The 18,621-nt window shown below is 66.8% G+C and carries 20 protein-coding genes; 9 read left to right on the forward strand and 11 right to left on the reverse strand.

The features are described from left to right. Positions 1-169: 169 nt before the first annotated feature. A complete protein-coding gene (locus WBV89_RS10540; protein WP_423981300.1) occupies positions 170-709 on the reverse strand; it encodes a copper resistance CopC family protein in 540 nt (179 codons plus the stop codon). Next, on the reverse strand, positions 706-1,476 hold the full coding sequence (locus WBV89_RS10545) for an SDR family NAD(P)-dependent oxidoreductase (RefSeq protein WP_423981301.1): 771 nt from the start codon (positions 1,474-1,476) through the stop codon (positions 706-708). Before WBV89_RS10545 ends, WBV89_RS10540 begins: the two co-directional genes overlap by 4 nt. 202 nt (positions 1,477-1,678) lie before the next feature. On the opposite strand from WBV89_RS10545, the gene WBV89_RS10550 reads away from it, so the two are divergent. From WBV89_RS10550 to WBV89_RS10565, 4 genes are all read left to right on the forward strand, one after another. Next, positions 1,679-1,933, forward strand: coding sequence for a hypothetical protein (locus WBV89_RS10550; protein WP_423981302.1), 255 nt, complete (start codon positions 1,679-1,681; stop codon positions 1,931-1,933). Between the two features lie 98 nt (positions 1,934-2,031). Further along, positions 2,032-2,808 (forward strand): alpha/beta fold hydrolase, encoded by a 777-nt coding sequence (locus WBV89_RS10555; protein ID WP_423981304.1) that lies wholly within the window; start codon positions 2,032-2,034, stop codon positions 2,806-2,808. Next, positions 2,805-3,746, forward strand: a complete 942-nt coding sequence (locus tag WBV89_RS10560) for an LLM class flavin-dependent oxidoreductase (RefSeq protein ID WP_423981305.1) — start codon at positions 2,805-2,807, stop codon at positions 3,744-3,746. Before WBV89_RS10555 ends, WBV89_RS10560 begins: the two co-directional genes overlap by 4 nt. After that, positions 3,743-4,609 (forward strand): thioesterase family protein, encoded by an 867-nt coding sequence (locus WBV89_RS10565; RefSeq protein ID WP_423981306.1) that lies wholly within the window; start codon positions 3,743-3,745, stop codon positions 4,607-4,609. Before WBV89_RS10560 ends, WBV89_RS10565 begins: the two co-directional genes overlap by 4 nt. A gap of 112 nt (positions 4,610-4,721) precedes the next feature. Here the strand turns inward: WBV89_RS10565 and WBV89_RS10570 are convergent, their stop codons facing one another. Then, the gene (locus WBV89_RS10570) at positions 4,722-6,428 is read right to left on the reverse strand and encodes a glutamine--tRNA ligase/YqeY domain fusion protein (protein WP_423981307.1); all 1,707 of its coding nucleotides are present in this window, start codon (positions 6,426-6,428) and stop codon (positions 4,722-4,724) included. Between the two features lie 212 nt (positions 6,429-6,640). Between WBV89_RS10570 and WBV89_RS10575 the strand changes: the two genes are divergently transcribed. Further along, positions 6,641-7,276: a class I SAM-dependent methyltransferase gene (locus WBV89_RS10575; protein ID WP_423981308.1), complete on the forward strand. Its 636-nt coding sequence runs from the start codon at positions 6,641-6,643 to the stop codon at positions 7,274-7,276. Between the two features lie 27 nt (positions 7,277-7,303). Then, the gene (locus WBV89_RS10580) at positions 7,304-7,804 is read left to right on the forward strand and encodes a hypothetical protein (RefSeq protein ID WP_423981310.1); all 501 of its coding nucleotides are present in this window, start codon (positions 7,304-7,306) and stop codon (positions 7,802-7,804) included. Here the strand turns inward: WBV89_RS10580 and WBV89_RS10585 are convergent. Both WBV89_RS10585 and WBV89_RS10590 read right to left on the reverse strand, forming a co-directional pair. Then, complete coding sequence (locus tag WBV89_RS10585; RefSeq protein WP_423981322.1) at positions 7,764-8,597, reverse strand: alpha/beta fold hydrolase; 834 nt, start codon at positions 8,595-8,597, stop codon at positions 7,764-7,766. The genes WBV89_RS10580 and WBV89_RS10585 overlap by 41 nt on opposite strands. Before the next feature lie 104 nt (positions 8,598-8,701). Beyond that, positions 8,702-9,607: an oxidoreductase gene (locus WBV89_RS10590; protein WP_423981311.1), complete on the reverse strand. Its 906-nt coding sequence runs from the start codon at positions 9,605-9,607 to the stop codon at positions 8,702-8,704. 144 nt (positions 9,608-9,751) lie between these two features. On the opposite strand from WBV89_RS10590, the gene WBV89_RS10595 reads away from it, so the two are divergent. Genes WBV89_RS10595 through WBV89_RS10605 form a run of 3 tightly spaced genes read left to right on the forward strand, consistent with a single transcriptional unit; the run spans position 9,752 to position 13,488 of the window. Beyond that, on the forward strand, positions 9,752-11,260 hold the full coding sequence (locus WBV89_RS10595; RefSeq protein WP_423981312.1) for an SDR family oxidoreductase: 1,509 nt from the start codon (positions 9,752-9,754) through the stop codon (positions 11,258-11,260). 50 nt (positions 11,261-11,310) lie between these two features. Further along, positions 11,311-12,957 (forward strand): acyl-CoA mutase large subunit family protein, encoded by a 1,647-nt coding sequence (locus WBV89_RS10600; RefSeq protein WP_423981313.1) that lies wholly within the window; start codon positions 11,311-11,313, stop codon positions 12,955-12,957. Positions 12,958-13,011: 54 nt separating this feature from the next. Continuing rightward, positions 13,012-13,488 (forward strand): PPOX class F420-dependent oxidoreductase, encoded by a 477-nt coding sequence (locus WBV89_RS10605; protein ID WP_423981314.1) that lies wholly within the window; start codon positions 13,012-13,014, stop codon positions 13,486-13,488. 78 nt (positions 13,489-13,566) lie between these two features. Here the strand turns inward: WBV89_RS10605 and WBV89_RS10610 are convergent, their stop codons facing one another. From WBV89_RS10610 to WBV89_RS10635, 6 genes are all read right to left on the reverse strand, one after another. Further along, positions 13,567-13,728 (reverse strand): CsbD family protein, encoded by a 162-nt coding sequence (locus WBV89_RS10610; RefSeq protein ID WP_423981315.1) that lies wholly within the window; start codon positions 13,726-13,728, stop codon positions 13,567-13,569. A 263-nt stretch (positions 13,729-13,991) separates the two neighbouring features. After that, entirely contained in the window at positions 13,992-16,196 is a 2,205-nt protein-coding gene (gene katG, locus WBV89_RS10615) for a catalase/peroxidase HPI (protein WP_423981316.1), read from the reverse strand. A gap of 83 nt (positions 16,197-16,279) precedes the next feature. Continuing rightward, a complete protein-coding gene (locus WBV89_RS10620; protein ID WP_423981317.1) occupies positions 16,280-16,801 on the reverse strand; it encodes a Fur family transcriptional regulator in 522 nt (173 codons plus the stop codon). A 31-nt stretch (positions 16,802-16,832) separates the two neighbouring features. Further along, entirely contained in the window at positions 16,833-17,477 is a 645-nt protein-coding gene (locus tag WBV89_RS10625; RefSeq protein ID WP_423981318.1) for an ABC transporter ATP-binding protein, read from the reverse strand. Beyond that, positions 17,474-18,286, reverse strand: coding sequence for an ABC transporter ATP-binding protein (locus WBV89_RS10630; protein ID WP_423981319.1), 813 nt, complete (start codon positions 18,284-18,286; stop codon positions 17,474-17,476). The genes WBV89_RS10625 and WBV89_RS10630 overlap by 4 nt, the downstream gene beginning before the upstream one ends. Next, positions 18,276-18,621 (reverse strand): hypothetical protein (locus tag WBV89_RS10635; RefSeq protein WP_423981320.1); only part of this gene is annotated, 346 nt, incomplete at its 5' end. The genes WBV89_RS10635 and WBV89_RS10630, both read right to left, overlap by 11 nt.

The raw sequence follows: 18,621 nt of genomic DNA on the forward strand, positions 1-18,621 counted from the left end.
ACCCTGGGGCGCGACCATCACGGCCGGTGCGCGGTGCCTGCGGTGAGCCGCCCCGGTCGGACAGCGCTGATTCGAGCTCGCTCCACGACCAGGACGGGTTGTTGAATCCCATCCCCCACATCATCGAACATCTGTGCTACGAACACAAGTTCGATCACAAAGGCGCTGGTCAGGACGGACGCGAACGCTGAGATGCCGACTTCACCCGTGCCATCGACGCGAGGAGGCGCCAGCCGAGCACCCCGACGACGGCCACTCCGACCAGCGCGACGAGCCACAGCAGCCAGGGAGACCCCGAATCCTCCGGCGGGAACACGAGCTGCGGCGGCGGTGCGTCGGGGTCGTACGTGAACGAGTACGACGCCTCCACACGATCTCCGTCGACGGCATCGACGACGTGGCGCACGGTGTACTCCCCCGGCGTGCCCAGCGGCTCGGCGAGTTCGACGACGGATCGGATGTCGGTGTCGATCACGAACTCTGCTCCGAGTTCGGTTCCGGTCGGATCGGTGACCGAACCGTCGATGGCGACGACGATGTCGTCGTAGAACAGTTCGATCTCGGCGATCTCCCCACCGACCACGGCGTCGGGGCCGGGGCTTGCGCCCTTCAACCCTCCCTGTTCGTCGCCCCCGCATCCGGCGGCCCCGAGGACGAGCGCCACGGCGCCGATGACACCGGTGAACAACCGCCGTCCCGAACCGGTCATCGTGCGGTCCATCCGCCATCGACCAACAGGCTGTGGCCGGTCATGTAGCCGCCGGCGCTGCTCGCGAGGAGCAGCAGGGCGCCATCGAGTTCGTCAGCGTTCCCCATCCGCGGGATCGCCGCATTCGTCTTCACGAAGCGTTGGCTCGACTCGTCGGTGTCCATGTCGCCGGTCATCTCCGACTTGAACCATCCCGGGCTCAATGCGTTCACCCGCACCCCCTTGCGGCCCCACTGGAACGCGAGTTCACGAGTGAGGTTGATCACGGCGCCCTTGCTCGCGCAGTAGTGCGCCTGGCGGATCGGGGTCGACGCGACGTGGCCGAGCATCGACGCCACGTTGACGATCGAGCCCGATCCCGCCGCGACCATCGACTCGCCGCAGAGCTTCGAGAGGTGCCACATCGCGGTCACGTTCAACTCCATCGCTCCGCGGAAGTCGTCGAGGGTCTCGTCCTCGATCGAAACGGCGTGGCCGATCCCCGCGTTGTTCACGAGCACGTCGATCCGTCCGTAGCGATCGAGGGTTTCGGCCACGAGGCGTTCACGGTCGGACTCGCGCGACAGGTCGACCCCCACGGCGAGCGAACCAGGCAGCGATTCGGCGAGGGATTCGAGCCGCTCGACACGTCGCGCCGCCAGCACGACATCGGCACCGACCGCACCGAGCACCCGGGCGAACCGCTCCCCCAGTCCGGACGATGCACCGGTGACGATGGCGACCTGACCGTCGAGCCGGAACAGGGACAACGGATCGAGTTGATTCATGCCCGAGACACTACGAACCGACACGTCCGGACGACGACACTCGGCGCAAATGACACGGACACGAATCAGCGCGCGATCCGTCACGCGACCGTCATCGTCGACCGGTCGCAGACACCGCGATCACGCGACGATTGTCGCGATTCGGTGACAGTTCGCGCGCTTGTGTGCCAACGTCATGCGCTGTTCACCGGACGAGTACATCATGGCTGGCATGGAGATCAGCCACCGCACATGGACCGCCGCCGTCAAGCTCGCCGTCGTCGTGTCGGTGCTCGCGGCGATGATCGCCGTCGGGGTGTCGCGCCTCGGCAACGTGCCCCAGGCCGCTGTCGTCGTGCCGGTCATCATCGTCGCCTTCACCGCGAGCTGGATCCAGACCGAACGGATCGGCCGCGGGACGAAGGGCGACATGCTGGTCGCGCCTGCCCGCTCGACCGCAACCGTCAAGATCGTCTGACCGATCCGAGCGATTCGCTCCGCTGAGCCACCGCTGCTCGCGCGTCGAGCATGACGCCACCTCACACCGACCGTCCACGGTGTGCCACGATCGGAACCGTGACGGTCGACGACAACAACCCCTCCGGGGCCGAACCGCGCGGTTCGAACCCCGATCCGACAACCGTGGTGCTCGTGCACGGCGCATGGCACGGCGCATGGTGCTGGGCAACGTTGCAGGCCGAACTCGACCGCCGTTCGATCCCGTCGCTCGCCGTCGACCTCCCCGGCCACGGTGTCTCGACCGATCCGCTGGGCGGGTTGCACGACGACGCCGCTGCACTCTCGGCGGTTCTCGATCGGGTCACCGGCGCGACCGGTCCGGTCGTCCTCGTCGGCCACAGCTATGGCGGAGCGGTCATCACGCAGGCCGCTTCAGGGCGCGACGACGTCGCCCACCTGCTCTACATCGCGGCGTTCGCACTGGCCAACGGTGAGTCCGTGCTGTCGTGCCTCGGCGCGATGGATCGTCGCGACGTCGCCCTTGCGGCTGCGATGGTTCCGACCGACGACGGAACTGCGACCCGCCTCGCTCCCGGTGCCGCCGCCGGTGCGCTCTACGGGCGCTGCTCTGCGGAGGCCGTGCATGCCGCGTTGGCCCGAATCGGCCCGCAGTCCATGGCATCGATGACCGAGGAGATCAGCGGTTCGCCTCGACGGGAGATCGACTCGACATACATCCGGTGCAGCGAGGATCGTGCTGTCCATCCTGACCATCAGGCGGAGTTGGCCGACCGGTGCGCACGGCGGGTCGACCTCGACACCGACCATTCCCCGTTCCTCAGTGCCGTCGACGCGACGGCCGACGTCATCGAGCAGATCGCATCGGCATCATGAGCGGACCGGACACGACAACGACGGGCACGACACCGATGAAGGTGCGGATCGGCTACGGCCTGGGTACCCGCACCCGGCTCCACGACGAGACCTACGGAGCCGTCGTCGACGCACTCGAGACGCTCGGCTTCGACTCGCTCTGGCTGTCGGAGAAGATCAGCGGCGAAGCCCCGGACCCACTCGTCGCGATGGCGTACGGAGCGGGGCGCACGAAGAAGTTGAAGTTCGGGATGTCGGTCATGGTCCTCCCGGGACGCAACCCCGTCGTGCTCGCCAAGGAACTCGCGACCCTCGCCACGATGTCGGGCGGCCGCCTGCTCCCGGCGTTCGGCCTGGGAGCGGTCGACCCGATCGAGCAGCAGGCCTTCGGCGTCGAACGCAGTGAGCGGGCAGGTCTCTTCAACGAGACCCTCGCGGTGATGCGGAAGTGCTGGACCGGCGAGCCATTCGTCCACGACGGCGAACGCTTCCACTACGACGGAGTGGTCGTGCTCCCCGCACCGAAACGGATGGACGTGTGGCTCGGAGGGATCGCACCGTCCGAGCTGCGGCGCGTCGGACGTCTCGCCGATGGTTGGCTCCCGTCGTTCGTACTCCCCGCCGATGCCGAAACAGGCCGGGCCGAGATCGAGCGGGTGTGTGCGGAACATGATCGTTCGATCGAGGAGGACCACTACGGAGTGCTCATCCCCTACTCGTTCGGGCCGGTCCCCGACGTGTTGCGCAAGCTGCTGGCGAAGCGGCGACCCGATCTCGCCGACGTGACCGACCTCGTGCCCGACTCCTGGGAGGCACTCCGCAAGATGATCCGACGCTTCGTCGACGTCGGTACGACGAAGTTCGTCGTCCTTCCGATCGACGAACCGGGCGATGCCGACGGGTGGGTCGCACACTTCGGCGAGGCCGCTGACGCGCTGAAGTCGCTCGAGGTCGGATGAGCGCGGACCACACGACGACCGGCGATCGAGGTTGCCTGTTCGACTCGGCACCGATTCCGGCCGACGCTCCCGACGGGACCACCGAAGCGTGGTCGGCGACCGAGTACGCACGCGGTCCGTGGGACCCGTTGCATTGCCACGGCGGGCCCGTGTCGGCGCTGCTCGCACGAGCATCCGAGCGGGCAGCGGACGGAGGCACGGACTGGCTGATCAGCCGACTCACGATCGAGTTGACGCGCCCGGTACCGGTCGGCGTGCCCCTGGCACTGACCACGACGATCGAGCGACCGGGGCGCAAGGTGTCGGTCGTCGCGGCGAGTCTGTGGAGTAACGGCACCGAGGTCGCCAAGGTTCGAACACTGCGAATCCGGCGACAGGACTTCGACCTCCCGCCACACCCACTCGCACCACCCGAGTTCGACGGTGTCGCGGGTGATGGCGTCCTCGAGCGGGTGTCGTGGGCGACCGACGGCGACCGGATCGCGTTTCACAGTCACGGCGCCGAACACCGCATCGTCGAGGGCGGTTGGAACGATCCCGGCCCGATCAAGGTCTGGATCCGCCTCGCGGTCGACCTCGTCGACGGCGAACAGCCGAGCGGGGTGCAGCGCGCCGCGGCAGCGGCCGACTTCGGCAACGGGGTCAGCAGCGCGATCGACTTCGAGCAGTTCCTCTTCATCAATCCCGACCTCACGGTCCACCTCGCGCGGGAGCCACAGGGCGAGTGGATCGGGCTGGCGACGCACAGTCTCTACGGCACGCCCGACGCGTCGAGCGGTGCGGGTTTCGCCGAATCTGCGCTCCAGGACGAAATCGGCCGCTTCGGGCGCAGCGTGCAGAGCCTCTTCGTCACCCCCCGCTGAACCTCACCCGTCCACCGACCAACCACAACCACCGTTCTCGTGAACTCTTCCGGCGCTCCGTGCGCGAACAGTTCACGAGTTCGGCGGTTGAAGGCGCGGCGAGGAGGTCTGCTCAGTTCTTGCGCTTCTGGATGTTCGCCCATTCGTCGCGGAGGCCCACGGTCCGGTGGAACAGGTGCGGCTGATCGGTGTCGAGGGCGAAGTAGCCGAGTCGTTCGAACTGGACGACCGCGCCGGGCTCCGTTTCGGCGAGCGCTGGTTCGGCCTTGCATCCGGTGAGCAGTTCCCGCGAGTCCGCGTCGAGGTCGTCGAACACGTCGCCGGTCTTCTCGCCCGGAACCTCGGCGGCGAACAGCCGCTCGTAGAGCGCCACGTCGATGTCGACGGCGTGACCGGCCGACACCCAGTGCATCGTCGACTTGACCTTCCGACCGTCGGGGGCGTTGCCACCGCGGGTCTCGGGGTCGTAGGTGACGTGCACCCGCTCGACATGGCCGTCCGCGTCGGCGTCGAAGCCGACGCACGTGACGAAGAACGCACCGCGCAACCGGACCTCGCGGCCCGGGGTCAGCCGGTAGTACTTCGGTGGCGGCTCGGCCATGAAGTCGTCCTGCTCGATCCAGAACCGACCGGTGAACGGAGCCGTCCGCGTCCCGTCGTCGGCATTCTCGGGGTTGTTGACGAGCTCGACCAGTTCGACCACCGGTTCGCCTGCAGCATCGACCGGCCAGTTGTCGATCACGACCTCGAGCGGACGCAGCACCGCCATCCGCCGTTGTGCGACCTTGTTGAGCCGGGTCCGGACGAACGATTCGAGCAGCTCGATCTCGTTGCGGCTGTTCGTGCGTGAAACACCGATGAAGTCGAAGAACTCGCGGATCGACTCGGCGGGGTATCCGCGACGGCGCAGGCCGCGCAGCGTCGGCATGCGCGGGTCGTCCCAGCCGTCGACGAGACCCTGTTCGATCAGCCGGAGCAGCTTGCGTTTCGACGTCATCGTGTGGGTCAGTTCGAGCCGGGCGAACTCGGTCTGACGCGGCTGCTCGAACGGCAGCTTCCCGGCCTCGGCGAGCTGATCGAGATACCAGTCGTAGAGCGGTCGATGACTGTCGAACTCGAGCGTGCACAGCGAGTGGGTGACGCCTTCGATCGCGTCGCTCTGACCGTGTGCCCAGTCGTACGTCGGGTAGATCTTCCACGCATCACCGGTTCGGTGGTGGTGTCCGGACCGAATGCGGTACATCACCGGGTCCCGCATCTGCATGTTCTCGTGCTGCATGTCGATCTTGGCGCGCAACACCTTCGATCCGTCGGCGAATTCACCGGCGCGCATCCGTCGGAAGAGGTCGAGGTTCTCCTCGATCGGCCGATCGCGGTGCGGGCTCTCGACGCCCGGCTTGCCGTAGCCACCCCGCTGGGCGGAGATCGTCTCGCCATCCTGGTCGTCGACGTACGCCTTGCCCTGCTCGATGAACAGTTCGGCCCACCGGTACAGCTGCTCGAAGTAGTCGCTCGTGAACAGCGGCTCGCCGACCTCGTACCCGAGCCAGGCGATGTCGTCGATGATCGCCGCGACATAGCTCGTGTCCTCGGTGTCGGGATTCGTGTCGTCGAAACGCAGGTTGCAGATGCCACCGAACTCGTGCGCGAGCTCGAAGTCGACCGTGATCGCCTTCGCATGACCGATGTGCAGGAACCCGTTGGGCTCCGGTGGGAACCGGGTCTGCACGCGTCCGCCGAAGGTGCCCTGCTCGTTGTCCGCGACCACGAGATCGCTCACGAAGTTGGCGGCGGCCGGACGGTCGGTGGGAGCACTCATCGATCCCAGTATGCAGGCCAGATGCAGGCGGTCACGCACCACGAGCCTGGCCGTGTCCCTGGCCGACCGGAGCCACTCTCGACGAACCCGTGAGGAGTTTGCGCCCACCGGACGCAAGATCCGCACGCGAACGGCTGTCGCGGTTCCAGTCGGGGTGAATCACCGCGAAGAGACGGGTATCGCCGGCTTGCGGGATCTGCGAGAGTACAGGTATGTCCGTACCGGCCGAATCGATCTTCTTCGACCTCTGGTCGTCGACCTACGACCGGCCCGGGCTCCAGCAGGCCACCTATCGCCCGATCCACAATGCCGTGTTGGGTCGCATCGGTGATCTGCAACCCGAACGGATCCTCGATCTCGGATGTGGAACGGGCCAGCTGACCGAGCGCCTGTCGATGACGTTCCCCGAGGCCACCGTCATCGGAGCCGACCTGTCGAACGGCATGATCGAGCGGGCCGCCGAGCGGCTGGTCGACGATGACACGAGTAATTTCGTGCGCGCCGACGCACAACACCTCCCGCTCGCGGACGCGAGCTTCGACATCGTCACCTGCACCGAATCGTTCCACTGGTACGCCGACCAAGCAGCAGCTGCCGCCGAGTTGGCACGCCTGATCAAACCGGGTGGACGGGTCGTGATCGCGTCGATCGCCACGGTCACGGGCTTTGCCGACGACGCGATTCAACGCGCCACGGCGCTGGCCGGCCGGCCCGTGCGCGCGATCCCGAAGCGCGAGCTCCGCCGCCTCCTCGAAGCCGCCGGTTTCGACGTGCAGCACCAGGGCCGGATCCCCCGCCTGGGATTCGTACCGTGGCCCGTGCTGACCGACGCCACGCGTCGTGCGTGACAGCGCCGCGTCTGGTCCACTGACTCGGTGACCACCTTCGGTACCGGACAAGCTCGCCCTCCGCTGGCGATCCGCCTCTCGATCGGTCTGATCGGTGCCTGCGCGCTGGCGTTCAACGTGGTGTTGATGATCTCCGACCGTGCTCCGAGAGTCACCCGCGAGATCTTCGGAGACTTCGCTCAGCGACTCTCCGACCGACTCGACGCGAGCACCACGGTGGACACGGGGCGCCTGCCCGGCAACGACGCCATCGTCCACATCGGCGTATGGGCGTTCGCTGCGCTGCTGGTCGCCCTCACCCTGTGGCGCTGGTGGGGCTTGCTCGTCACGGCGACGGCGGTCTTCGCAGCCAGCATCGTCGTCGAGATCGGACAGGGGCGGTACTCGTCGTCGCGAGCGGTCGAGTCCAGCGACGTCACGGCGAACGCTGTCGGTGTCATGGTCGGCACGGTGGTCGCGGCCGGATGCATGCTGCTGTGGAGCGCTGTCAGTGCTGCGGTTCGAGGAAGTCGACGACCGAGTCGGTGAACACGTCGTTCCGGTCGCCCGCGACCATGTGCCCTGCGCCGGCGACGTCGGCGTACACCGCGTGCGGGACGAAGCCGAGGAACTTCTGCGCACCTTCCTCCGACAGCAGATCGCTCTGACGTCCGCGGACGAGCAGCGTGGGGATCGTCAACGACCGTGCCGCCTCCTCCAATGCGGCGCTCCGGCGCTCGAAGTCGACGACGCGCGTCTCGTCGCTGTCCGCGTGCTTGCCCAACATGAACGCCGGGTCCCAGTGCCAGTACCAACGCCCGTCGCGCAGTCGGACGTTCTTCTCGAGACCGGCGAGGTTCGTCGGTCTCGGCCGGTGAGAGTTGTAGGCCTGGATCGCATCGGCGACCTCGTCGAGTGACCCGAAGCCGGTCTCGATGTGTTCGTGCATGAAGTTGCGGATCCGATCGACACCGGCGGGCTCGATGTTCGGCGCGACGTCGACGAGCACGAGCGCGCTCGCGATCGAGTCGCCGGTCCGCTCCTGTGCCTGATGGACCGCCATCAGCGCCGCGGTCCCACCGAGCGACGCCCCCACAAGAGCCGGTCGGTCGAAGCGCCGCGCCACCGCCTCGACATCGTCGGGAAACACCGATCCGTCGTAGTCCCCACCGGGCGACCAGTCGCTGTCGCCGTGACCGCGCAGATCGACCGAGGCGACGTGAAACCCTCGGCCGGCGAGTGCGCGCAACGTCCCACCCCAGGAGTGTCGGGTCTGTCCACCGCCGTGGAACAGCAGGACGGTCGGGTCCGCCGGATCGCCGGCGACATCGGCGGCCAGCATCACCCCGTCGGCTCCCTCCCAGCGTACGGTGTCGACTTCGTTCTCGGTGCTGCTCACCGCAGCAGCCTTGCCGATCGCGGCGCGATCGGTCGATCCGGGCGAGTTCAGATTCCGGGGTCGACTCCGGTCATCTCGATCGAGAGGTCCCACAGCAGTTGCGCGAGCTGCGGGTCGCGTGCTCGGCCGGTCGACGGCACCTTGTGCGCCGGCCCGGCGGTCTCGCCCCGCTTGGACGGCCCGATGTAGTCACCACCCTCGATGTCATCGGACGTGGCGGCCATCAACGTCGGCCACGCACCCTCGGCCGGAGAGTTGAAGAACACCTTCAGGAGCGGAGCGGCGAGCATGACGATCTTCGGCAGGTGTCGCGCGAGTTCGGTGTCGGCGATGCCGGGGTGGCACGCGACGGCGATCGTCGACGACTCCTCTGCTCGGAGCCGACGGTCGAGTTCGTACATGAACAGGAGGTTGGCCAGCTTGCTCTGCTGGTATCGATCCTGGGCTCCGTACTTCTGGGACGCATCGATGTCGTCGAAATGGATGTTCCCACCCCGGTGGGCCAGGCTGCTGGTGACGACCACGCGTGAACCCTCGGTCTCACCGAGCTTCGAGAGGAGCTGTGCCGTCAGGGCGAACGTGCCGAGATGGTTCACGCCGAACTGCGACTCGAAACCGTCGGTGGTCAGCTCGCGGGGCGGCATCATGATCCCGGCGTTGTTGACCAGGACGTCGAGTCGCTCCTCCTCGTCGACGAGAGCAGCCGCGGCTGTCACGCTCGACAGATCGCCCTGGTCGAGCGGGATGAATCGGAGGTCCGCTCCGGCGACGTCGAGTCGGATCCGTTCCATCGCGTCGTTGGCGCGGTCCTCGGATCGGCATCCGAACAGGACCCGGGCGCCGCGTCCGGCGAGCGACTTGGCGGTTTCGAACCCGATTCCGGTGTTCGCCCCGGTCACCATGAACGTCCGTCCGGAGAGCTCGGGCACGTCGGAGTCGGTGAAGTGATCCATGTGACAGTGTGCCTCTGATGGGCGGGAGCTTCGCGCGGCAGATCGGGAGGACGATCGAGCACTCCACCGTCAGGACTGATAGCACGGAGTGATGGCAGGAGCATCGGGTCGAGATCGTCGTCGGACCAGCCCGAACGGCGATCGATGAAGGAACGGATCCTGGTCACCGGCGCAACCGGCTACATCGGCGGCCGCCTCGTCCCCCACCTGCTCGACGATGGAGCCGAGGTGGTCTGCCTGGTCCGCCAGACGTCCACCTTCGCGCGGCGATTCGCCGACGACGTCACGATCGCCCGCGGATCGGCGGAGAATCCGGACGAGGTCGCGGCGGCTGCCGACGGGTGCTCCGTCGCCTACTACCTGATCCACTCGCTGGGCGGAGAGGACTTCCAGCAACGGGATCGGGAGATGGCGGAGTCGTTTCGACATGGCTGCGAGCAGGCCGGAGTGGAACGCATCGTGTACCTCGGCGGGCTCGGCGACGAGGACGCGGATCTCTCCCCGCATCTGCTCAGCCGCCAGGAGACCGGACGAACGCTCGCCGCCGGGACGACGCCCGTCACCGAACTGCGCGCCGCGATCATCATCGGCTCGGGGAGCGCGTCGTTCGAGATGCTGCGATCGCTCACCGAGGTGCTCCCGGTGATGACCACCCCGTCGTGGGTGAATCGGACGAGGTGTCAGCCGACCGGCATTCGCGACGTGATCGCCGCATTGATGAGGGCACGCCACCGCGACGTCGGCGGCCATGATGTCCTCGAGCTCGGCGGGCCCGATGTCGTCACGTACCGCGAGATGATGGACGTGTACGCACAGGAGGCGCGTCTCCCCCGGCGACGGATCATCGGGGTCCCCGTCCTGTCGCCCTGGCTGTCGTCACACTGGGTGTCGCTCGTGACCCCGCTCCCGTCCGTTCTCGCGACCCAACTCGTCGGAAGCCTCGTCAACGATGTCGTGGTCACCCGCAACTCGGCCGTCGACGCACTCGCCCTCGACCCGATCACGTTCGCCGAATCGGTTCGGATCGCCGTCTCCCGGGTCGACGATCTCGTGATCCCGACGAGCTGGAGCGCCGGCTACCGACCGGACGTGGACGGAACACCGGACCCGGACGATCCGGACTGGGCCGGAGGCCACGTGCTCGAAGACGTCCGCTCGGTGTGCACGAGCACGGCGACGACGGCCGACATCTTCTCGGTGTTGATCCGGCTCGGGGGCGAGACCGGATGGATGTGGGGAAACTGGTTGTGGGGCATTCGCGGAGTACTCGACCAGCTGTGGGGCGGTGCCGGACTGCGGCGCGGGCGCCGACATCCGTCCGAGCTCACCGTCGGCGATGCGGTCGACTTCTGGCGCGTCGTCGAGTTGGAACCCGACGAGCACCTTCGCCTGCTCGCCGAGATGAAGCTTCCCGGGTACGCATGGCTCGAATGGTCCCTGACCACCGATGCTGCGACCGCGGGCGAGGTGACGATGACCCAACGTGCGAGGTACATCCCGCGTGGGCTGTTCGGTCGGATCTACTGGTACGTCCTGGTCCCGTTCCACCAGATCCTCTTCCCACGACTGGCCTCGAGGATCGTCGCCCGAGCCGAGGCGACAGCGGAACAACGCGCGGGTAACAGCCCACCCGAGCTCGGGGGCGAACCGTGATCCGGCCCTTCGGTCGGGTCGCCCAGCTTCCTCGCGGGTAGTTTTCGAAGATGACCACGGACCAGTCCCCCACGAATCGCGAGCTGTGGGAAGAGGCGTTCGGTGCCTCGCGGATCCGCGACGCCGACTATGCCACGATGTCGGGAATTCCCCTCGATCCGGTCTACGGACCCGACGACGGCGAATTTCCCGGGCAGTACCCGTACACCCGCGGGCCGCACGCCTCGATGTACCGCTCGAAGCTCTGGACGATGCGCATGTTCGCCGGTTTCGGTACCGCCGAGGACACGAACTGGCGTTTCAAGGAGATCCTCAAGTCGGGCGGAAACGGCTTGTCGACCGCCTTCGACATGCCGACGCTGCTCGGACTCGACTCCGACGACCCGATGTCGCTCGGCGAGGTCGGTCGCTGCGGAGTGGCCGTCGACTCGCTCGCCGACATGGAGGACCTCTACTCGGGCATCGATCTCGGTGAGATCACGACGTCGATGACGATCAACTCGCCCGCCGCACCGATCTTCGCGATGTTCGTCGCGCAGGCCGAGAAGGTGGGTGTGAACCGTGCGGCGCTGGGTGGCACGCTTCAGAACGACATCCTGAAGGAGTACCAGGCCCAGAAGGAATTCGTCTTCCCGCCACGTCAGTCGATGCGGCTCGTGCGTGACACGATCCAGTTCACCGCTGCCGAGATGCCGCGCTGGAACTCGATCTCGATCTCGGGATACCACATTCGTGAGGCCGGTTCGACCGCCGCGGAAGAGCTCGCGTTCACGATCGCAAACGGGTTCGCGTACGTCGAACTGGCGCTCGAGGCCGGTCTTCCGATCGACGTGTTCGCACCGCGGCTCAGCTTCTTCTTCAACGCTCACATCGACTTCTTCGAGGAGATCGCGAAGCTGCGCGCCGCGCGGCGGATCTGGGCGCGGTGGATGAAGGAACGCTACGGCGCCGAAGCCGTGAAGTCGATGCAGCTGCGGTTCCACACACAGACGGCCGGCGTGTCCCTCACCGCCCAGCAGCCGGAGATCAACATCGTCCGCACTGCGATCGAAGCGCTCGCCGGGGTGCTCGGCGGAACGCAGTCGCTCCACACCAACTCGATGGACGAAGCACTGGCGCTGCCGACCGAAAAGGCTGCGCGGATCGCCCTGCGGACTCAGCAGATCATCGCCCACGAAACCAACGTCACCCACGTCGCCGACCCGCTCGGTGGGGCGTACTTCGTCGAGGAACTCACCGACGAGATGGAACGCCAGGCCGAGGAGATCTTCTCCAAGCTCGACGAGTTCGGCGACGGTTCGATTCTCGAAGGGGTCATCAAGGGCATCGACGAGAACTGGTTCCAGGGTCGGATCGCCGACTCCGCCTACGAGTTGGAACGCAAGTTCAACGCCGGTGAGCGCACGATCGTCGGCGTCAGCGGGTTCCTCGAAGGAAACGACGAGAAGCTCGACATCCTCCAGATCACAAACGAGGACGAGCAGCGTCAGCGCAAGCGTCTCGACGTCGTGCGCCAGGATCGCGACTCCGAAGCGGTCGAGAAGGTGCTGGCGAAGCTGGCTGCCGAGGCCGCCGATCCCGAGGTCAACCTGATGCCGACGCTGATCGAGGCGTCGCACGCATACGCGACTCTCGGCGAGATGATGGACACGATGGCGAACGTCTTCGGACGCCACGTCGAAGTCCCGACGATCTAGCGATCGTCAGACCTGTCGCCCGTCCGGTCCGTCCGGGTGGAGAAAGCTGCCGCCATGGTGAACTCGAAGTACGTCGCAACGAATCGTCACGTCGACCGGGCGGAGCTGAACGAGTTCGTTCGACCGCGTCATCGCGGCGTTCTCCTGACCCGCCGCGCTGACGGGTGGCCGCAGGCGTCGCTGGTGACGATGGGGCTCGACGATGAAGGGCGCGTCCTCGTGTCCAGCTACCCGGAGCGGGCAAAGATCCACAACCTGCGGCGCGACTCGAACGCCTCGATCATCGTGATGTCCGATGAGTTCAACGGTGAATGGGTGCAGATCGACGGCACGGCCGAGGTGATCGACCTCCCGGATGCGCTCGACGGGCTCTGCGACTACTTCCGGGTGATCTCTGGCGAGCATCCCGACTGGGACGAGTACCGCGAGGCGATGGATGCGCAGGGCAAGTGCCTGATCCAGCTGACGCCCGAACGTTGGGGTCCGGTCGCGCAGGGTGGGTTCCCCGCCCGCCTGATCGACTCCGACTGAGACGCGCACGCGATCGGGCCCGGCCTCCAGGCGACTGGAGACCGGGCCCGATGTGCTCATGGGGAATGAGCGAACTGATCAGTCCTTGCCAGTGAACTTGTCCTTCACGTCGTCGACGAGGCCCTTGACCTTGCCGGCGGCCTGGTCCATCTTTCCTTCACGCTTCAACTCGTCGTCGCCGGTCAGGTCGCCTGCGGCTTCCTTGACTCGACCTTTTGCGTCATCAACGTTCTCTGGCATCTGATTCTCGATTCTGTGGATGTGTGGAGTCGACGAACAACTCGCGATGCTCGCCGTTGGAGATCGAGGTACCCCGTTCGGACCAGCTCTAATCATCCGATCGCGCGAAATCACAGAATTTTCGTCCTCCCCTCCCCCGAGTCCTGCAACCAGGACGACGATCGCAGGGGCTGAACCGATGCCAGACGCGCAACGACCCGCCGGGCCACGGATGGCTCCGACGGGTCGCGTGTGTGCTCCTCAACGGAGCCGAACGTTCAGGATCAGGCGAGATCGAAACGATCGAGATTCATCACCTTGGTCCACGCAGCGACGAAGTCGTTCACGAAGCGCTGCTCGGAGTCGCTCGAGCCGTACACCTCCGAGATCGCCCGCAGCTGCGAGTTCGCCCCGAACACGAGGTCGCACCGCGTGGCGGTGAACTTGAGGTCGCCACTCGCTCGGTCACGCCCTTCGAACACGTCCTCGGATTCGGTCGTCGGCGTCCACTCCGTGCCGCGGTCGAGCACATTGACGAAGAAGTCGTTGGTCAACGTCTCGGTGCGGTCGGTGAAGACCCCGTGGGTGGAACCGCCGGTGTTGGCACCGAGCACCCGGAGACCACCGACGAGGACCGACATCTCCGGCGCACTCAGCGTCAGGAGCTGGGCCCGGTCGACGAGCATCGACTCCGCAGGCAGGTCATTTCCCTTCCCGAGATAGTTCCGGAAACCGTCGGCTGTCGGCTCGAGTGGAGCGAACGAATCGGCGTCGGTCTGCTCGGCTGTCGCGTCACCTCGACCGGGAGCGAACGGAACCGTGACGTCGTGGCCAGCGCTCTTGGCAGCGGCCTCGACTGCCGCGCAGCCACCGAGGACGATGAGGTCGGCCATCGACACCGCACCGCCGAAGTCCGACCGGACCTCTTCCAGCTTGGCGAGGACCCGACGCAGTTGATCCGGGTCGTTCGCCGCCCAGTCGTTCTGCGGTGCGAGGCGGACACGGCCGCCGTTGGCACCGCCACGCTTGTCGCTGTTGCGGAACGTCGACGCCGACGCCCAGGCGGCGGCCACCAACTCGGACACGAGCAGGCCCGAGTCCATGATCTTGCCCTTGAGCGTCGCGACGTCGGCATCGCTGAGTGTCGTGTCCGAGGCCGGAATCGGGTCCTGCCACACCATCTCCTCGCTGGGGACCTCGGGACCGAGGTAGCGGGACACCGGCCCCATGTCACGGTGGAGCAGCTTGAACCAGGCGCGGGCGAACGCGTCGGCGAACTGGTCCGGGTTTTCGAGGTACCGACGCGAGATCGGCTCGTACACCGGGTCCATCCGCAATGCCATGTCGGCGGTGGTCATCATCGGCTTGTGGAAGACGCCTTCGGCGTGTGCGTCGGGCACGGTCCTCGATGCCTCGTCGGTCGGATGCCACTGCTGGGCGCCCGCGTGACTCCGGCCGAGTTCCCACTCCCACTTGAACAGCGTCTCGAAGAACGAGTTGTCCCAGGTGGTCGGCGTCGGGGTCCACGCACCTTCGACACCGCTCGACATCGTGTCGACGCCCAGCCCGCTCCCGAAGGAACTCTTCCAGCCGAGGCCCATCTGCTCGATCGGGGCACCTTCCGGCTCCGGTCCGACCAGGTCGGGGTCGCCAGCACCATGAGCCTTGCCGAACGTGTGCCCACCCGCGATGAGGGCGACGGTCTCCTCGTCGTTCATCGCCATCCGAGCGAACGTCTCCCGGATGTCGCGCGCGGAGGCGAGCGGATCGGGATGGCCGTTCGGCCCTTCCGGGTTCACGTAGATGAGACCCATCTGGACCGCTCCGAGCGGATTCTCGAGTTCTCGATCTCCGCTGTAGCGCTCGTCGCCGAGCCATTCGGTCTCGGGACCCCAGTAGATGTCGTCCTCGGGCTCCCAGACGTCCTCTCGACCGCCGGCGAAACCGAACGTCTCGAATCCCATCGACTCGAGTGCCACGTTGCCGGCGAGCAGCAGCAGGTCGGCCCACGAGATCTTGTTGCCGTACTTGCGCTTGACCGGCTCGAGGAGCGCGCGAGCTTTGTCGAGGCTGACGTTGTCGGGCCAGCTGTTGAGCGGCGCGAACCGCTGGCTCCCGGTGGCCCCTCCACCACGGCCGTCCTCGATGCGGTAGGTGCCGGCGCTGTGCCACGACATGCGGATGAAGAGCCCGCCGTAGTGCCCGTAGTCGGCCGGCCACCACTCCTGGGAATCGGTCATCAGTGCCGTGAGATCGGCCTTGAGCGCGTTGTAGTCGAGGGTGGCGAACTCGGCTGCGTAGTCGAAGTCGTCGCCCAGCGGGTTCGCCGACGGCGAGTTCTGGTGCAGCATCCGCAGATCGAGCTGGTTCGGCCACCAGTGCTGATTGGCGGTCTGTCCCTTGCCCGTGTGGGCGGCATGGTCGCCGCGCATCACCGGACATCCGGCGCTGCTGTCGTTGACGTCGAAGACGGTGGTTTCATCGGTCATTTTCTTCGTGCTCCTTGCGTTGGGTGTCGTTCGTGGTGGATCTGGATCGAATCGGAATGTCGGCATCGATGACGCCGGTGGGGCTACGTCGGTCTCGGCGGGACGGCTCTCCTTCTTCGCGTCGCTTCTCCCGACGGTGGTGATCGTGGCACGTTCTCCGCGGCCTCGGTGACCGCCGCGGTACGAGCCGCCAGTTCCTGGCAGCGGGGACACGTGCCCCAGTGGATGACCTCGGCTTCGTCGATGTCGAACCCGTGATCGTCGCCGGCGGTGAGGCACGGTGTCGCCCCGACGACGCAGTCGATGTCGAAGACCGTGCTGCACGTCCGACAGATCAGATGGTGGTGGTTGTCGCCGACTCGGTCCTCGTAGCGAACGGCCGATCCAGCGGGCTGGATGCGCCGGAGCAGTCCTTTGTCGACGAGCACCCCGAGGCTGTCGTAGACGGCCTGGCGCGAGATCGATCCGAGCACGCTGCGCACCTCGTCGGTCAGTTGATCGGCCGTGGAGTGAGGGAGCGACGACACGGCGCGCATGATCGCCAGACGTTGAGCGGTCACTTGCACCCCGTTGTCCCGCAAGATTTGGTCAACCCCATCGACCATGGGTCCACCCAATCACAGACTCTGGACTGAGTCAAGGATTGGACCACGTTGTCGAGACGATGCGTCCGTCGAGCACCTGGATCGCGCTGCCGACCCGGTCGAGCAGACGAGCGTCGTGTGTCGCGACGATGACCGCACCGCCGTCGTTCGCGACGATCGCGAGCTGATCGATCACGAGATCGGCATGCCGTTCGTCCTGGTGGGCGGTGGGCTCGTCGGCGACGAGCAGCGTGGGGCGCATCGCGACCGCCCGGGCGACGGCGACGCGCTGCTGCTCCCCCATCGACAGCTCGTCCGGGAACCGGTCGACGAGTTCGCCGAGACCCATCGAACCCAGCGTCTCGACGGCGTCGGCACGGAGGCCGCCACCCAGCCGCCCGGCGAGTTCGATGTTCTCCCGCGCCGAGAGTTCGGGGAGCAGACCCAGCTCCTGCGGGATGACCGCAACACCCGACCATCCGCTCGGTTCGACGTGGGTGGTCACCGTGCCGTCATCGGGTTGTTCCCAGCCGAGGATCAGATTCAAGATCGTCGTCTTCCCCGACCCGGACGGGCCGATGAGCCCGACGAGGTCGCCGCGTCGAAGGGCGAGTGACACCGCATCGACTGCAACGACGGTCCCGGCCGCCGTCCGGTACCGCCGCGTGACGTCATCGAGGCGGATCAGTTCGCTCACGGCGCCTCGATTTCAACAGGTCCGTCGGGGTCCGACCACCGCAGCCGGACCCGGCGCTCACCGAACCTCGCCTGCAGTTCGGGCGGGAGCTGGAGCCGACCGGAGCGGTCGATGACCGACAGCTGCTCACCACCCGTGGTGACGGTGGCGACCGCTCCGTCGCGCAGTGCGATCACCTCCGACACCCGCTCGAGGACGCGACGGTCGTGGGTGGCGATCAGTATGGTCACGCCCTGTTCGGCGATGGTGTCGACCGCATCCATCACCGCCGCGGCGTTCACGGAATCCAACTGCGACGTCGGTTCGTCCGCGATCACGATCCGATGGCCGGCGACGGCAGCGCGGGCGAACGCCAACCGCTGACGTTCGCCGCCCGACAATTGCTGCGGGGTCAGCGTTCGTTGATCCTGCAGGCCGAGCACATCGAGCCAGCGGTCGACCTTCCCTCGCGCGTCGTTGAGTCCAGCGACGCGCTGGAGCTGCATCTCGGCAGTGAGGTGCGCGAAGAGGTTGTCGTTCGGTCGTTGGTAGACGTGGGTGAGTTTCCGTGCGCGCACCTTTCGGCGCGCCGCTTCCCGCAGGGCCCACACGTCGACGCCATCGAGCAGCACGACTCCGGCGGTGGGTCGTTCGAGGCCGGCGAGCATCCGCAGCAACGACGACTTTCCCGACCCCGACGGTCCGACGATCGCCGCCGTCACGCCGCGCTCCAACTCGAGGTCGACGCCGCGAACGGCCTGCACGCGGCCGACGGCGGTGTCGTAGAACTTGACCAGGTGGTCACATCGCAGGACGGGCTCATCCGCCATCGCGAAGCACCTCCCCCGGCGACCGCTGGGATGCGCGTCGTTCCATCCACCAGACAGCAGCACAGACCACCACCGCTCCCGCGACGGACCAGACGATCAGCGGGAGCCACGACACCAGCACGGGGATGTCCGGGGGTCGGTCGGGAGCCGGATCGAAGCGGCCGGAGAGCCGCCGCACCACCAACGGCACGGCCACGAACGACGCGCCGACGGCAAGCGCGAGCACGACTGCGAGTTCGATCGCGGACACGAGTGCCGCACGTCCGGCAGACAATCCCATCGAGCGGGTCATCACGCCGGTCAGCGCGCGCAGCCGCTGTCGGGCGGAGAGGAAC

Source organism: Ilumatobacter sp., assembly GCF_049588435.1.
GTDB lineage: Bacteria > Actinomycetota > Acidimicrobiia > Acidimicrobiales > Ilumatobacteraceae > Ilumatobacter_A.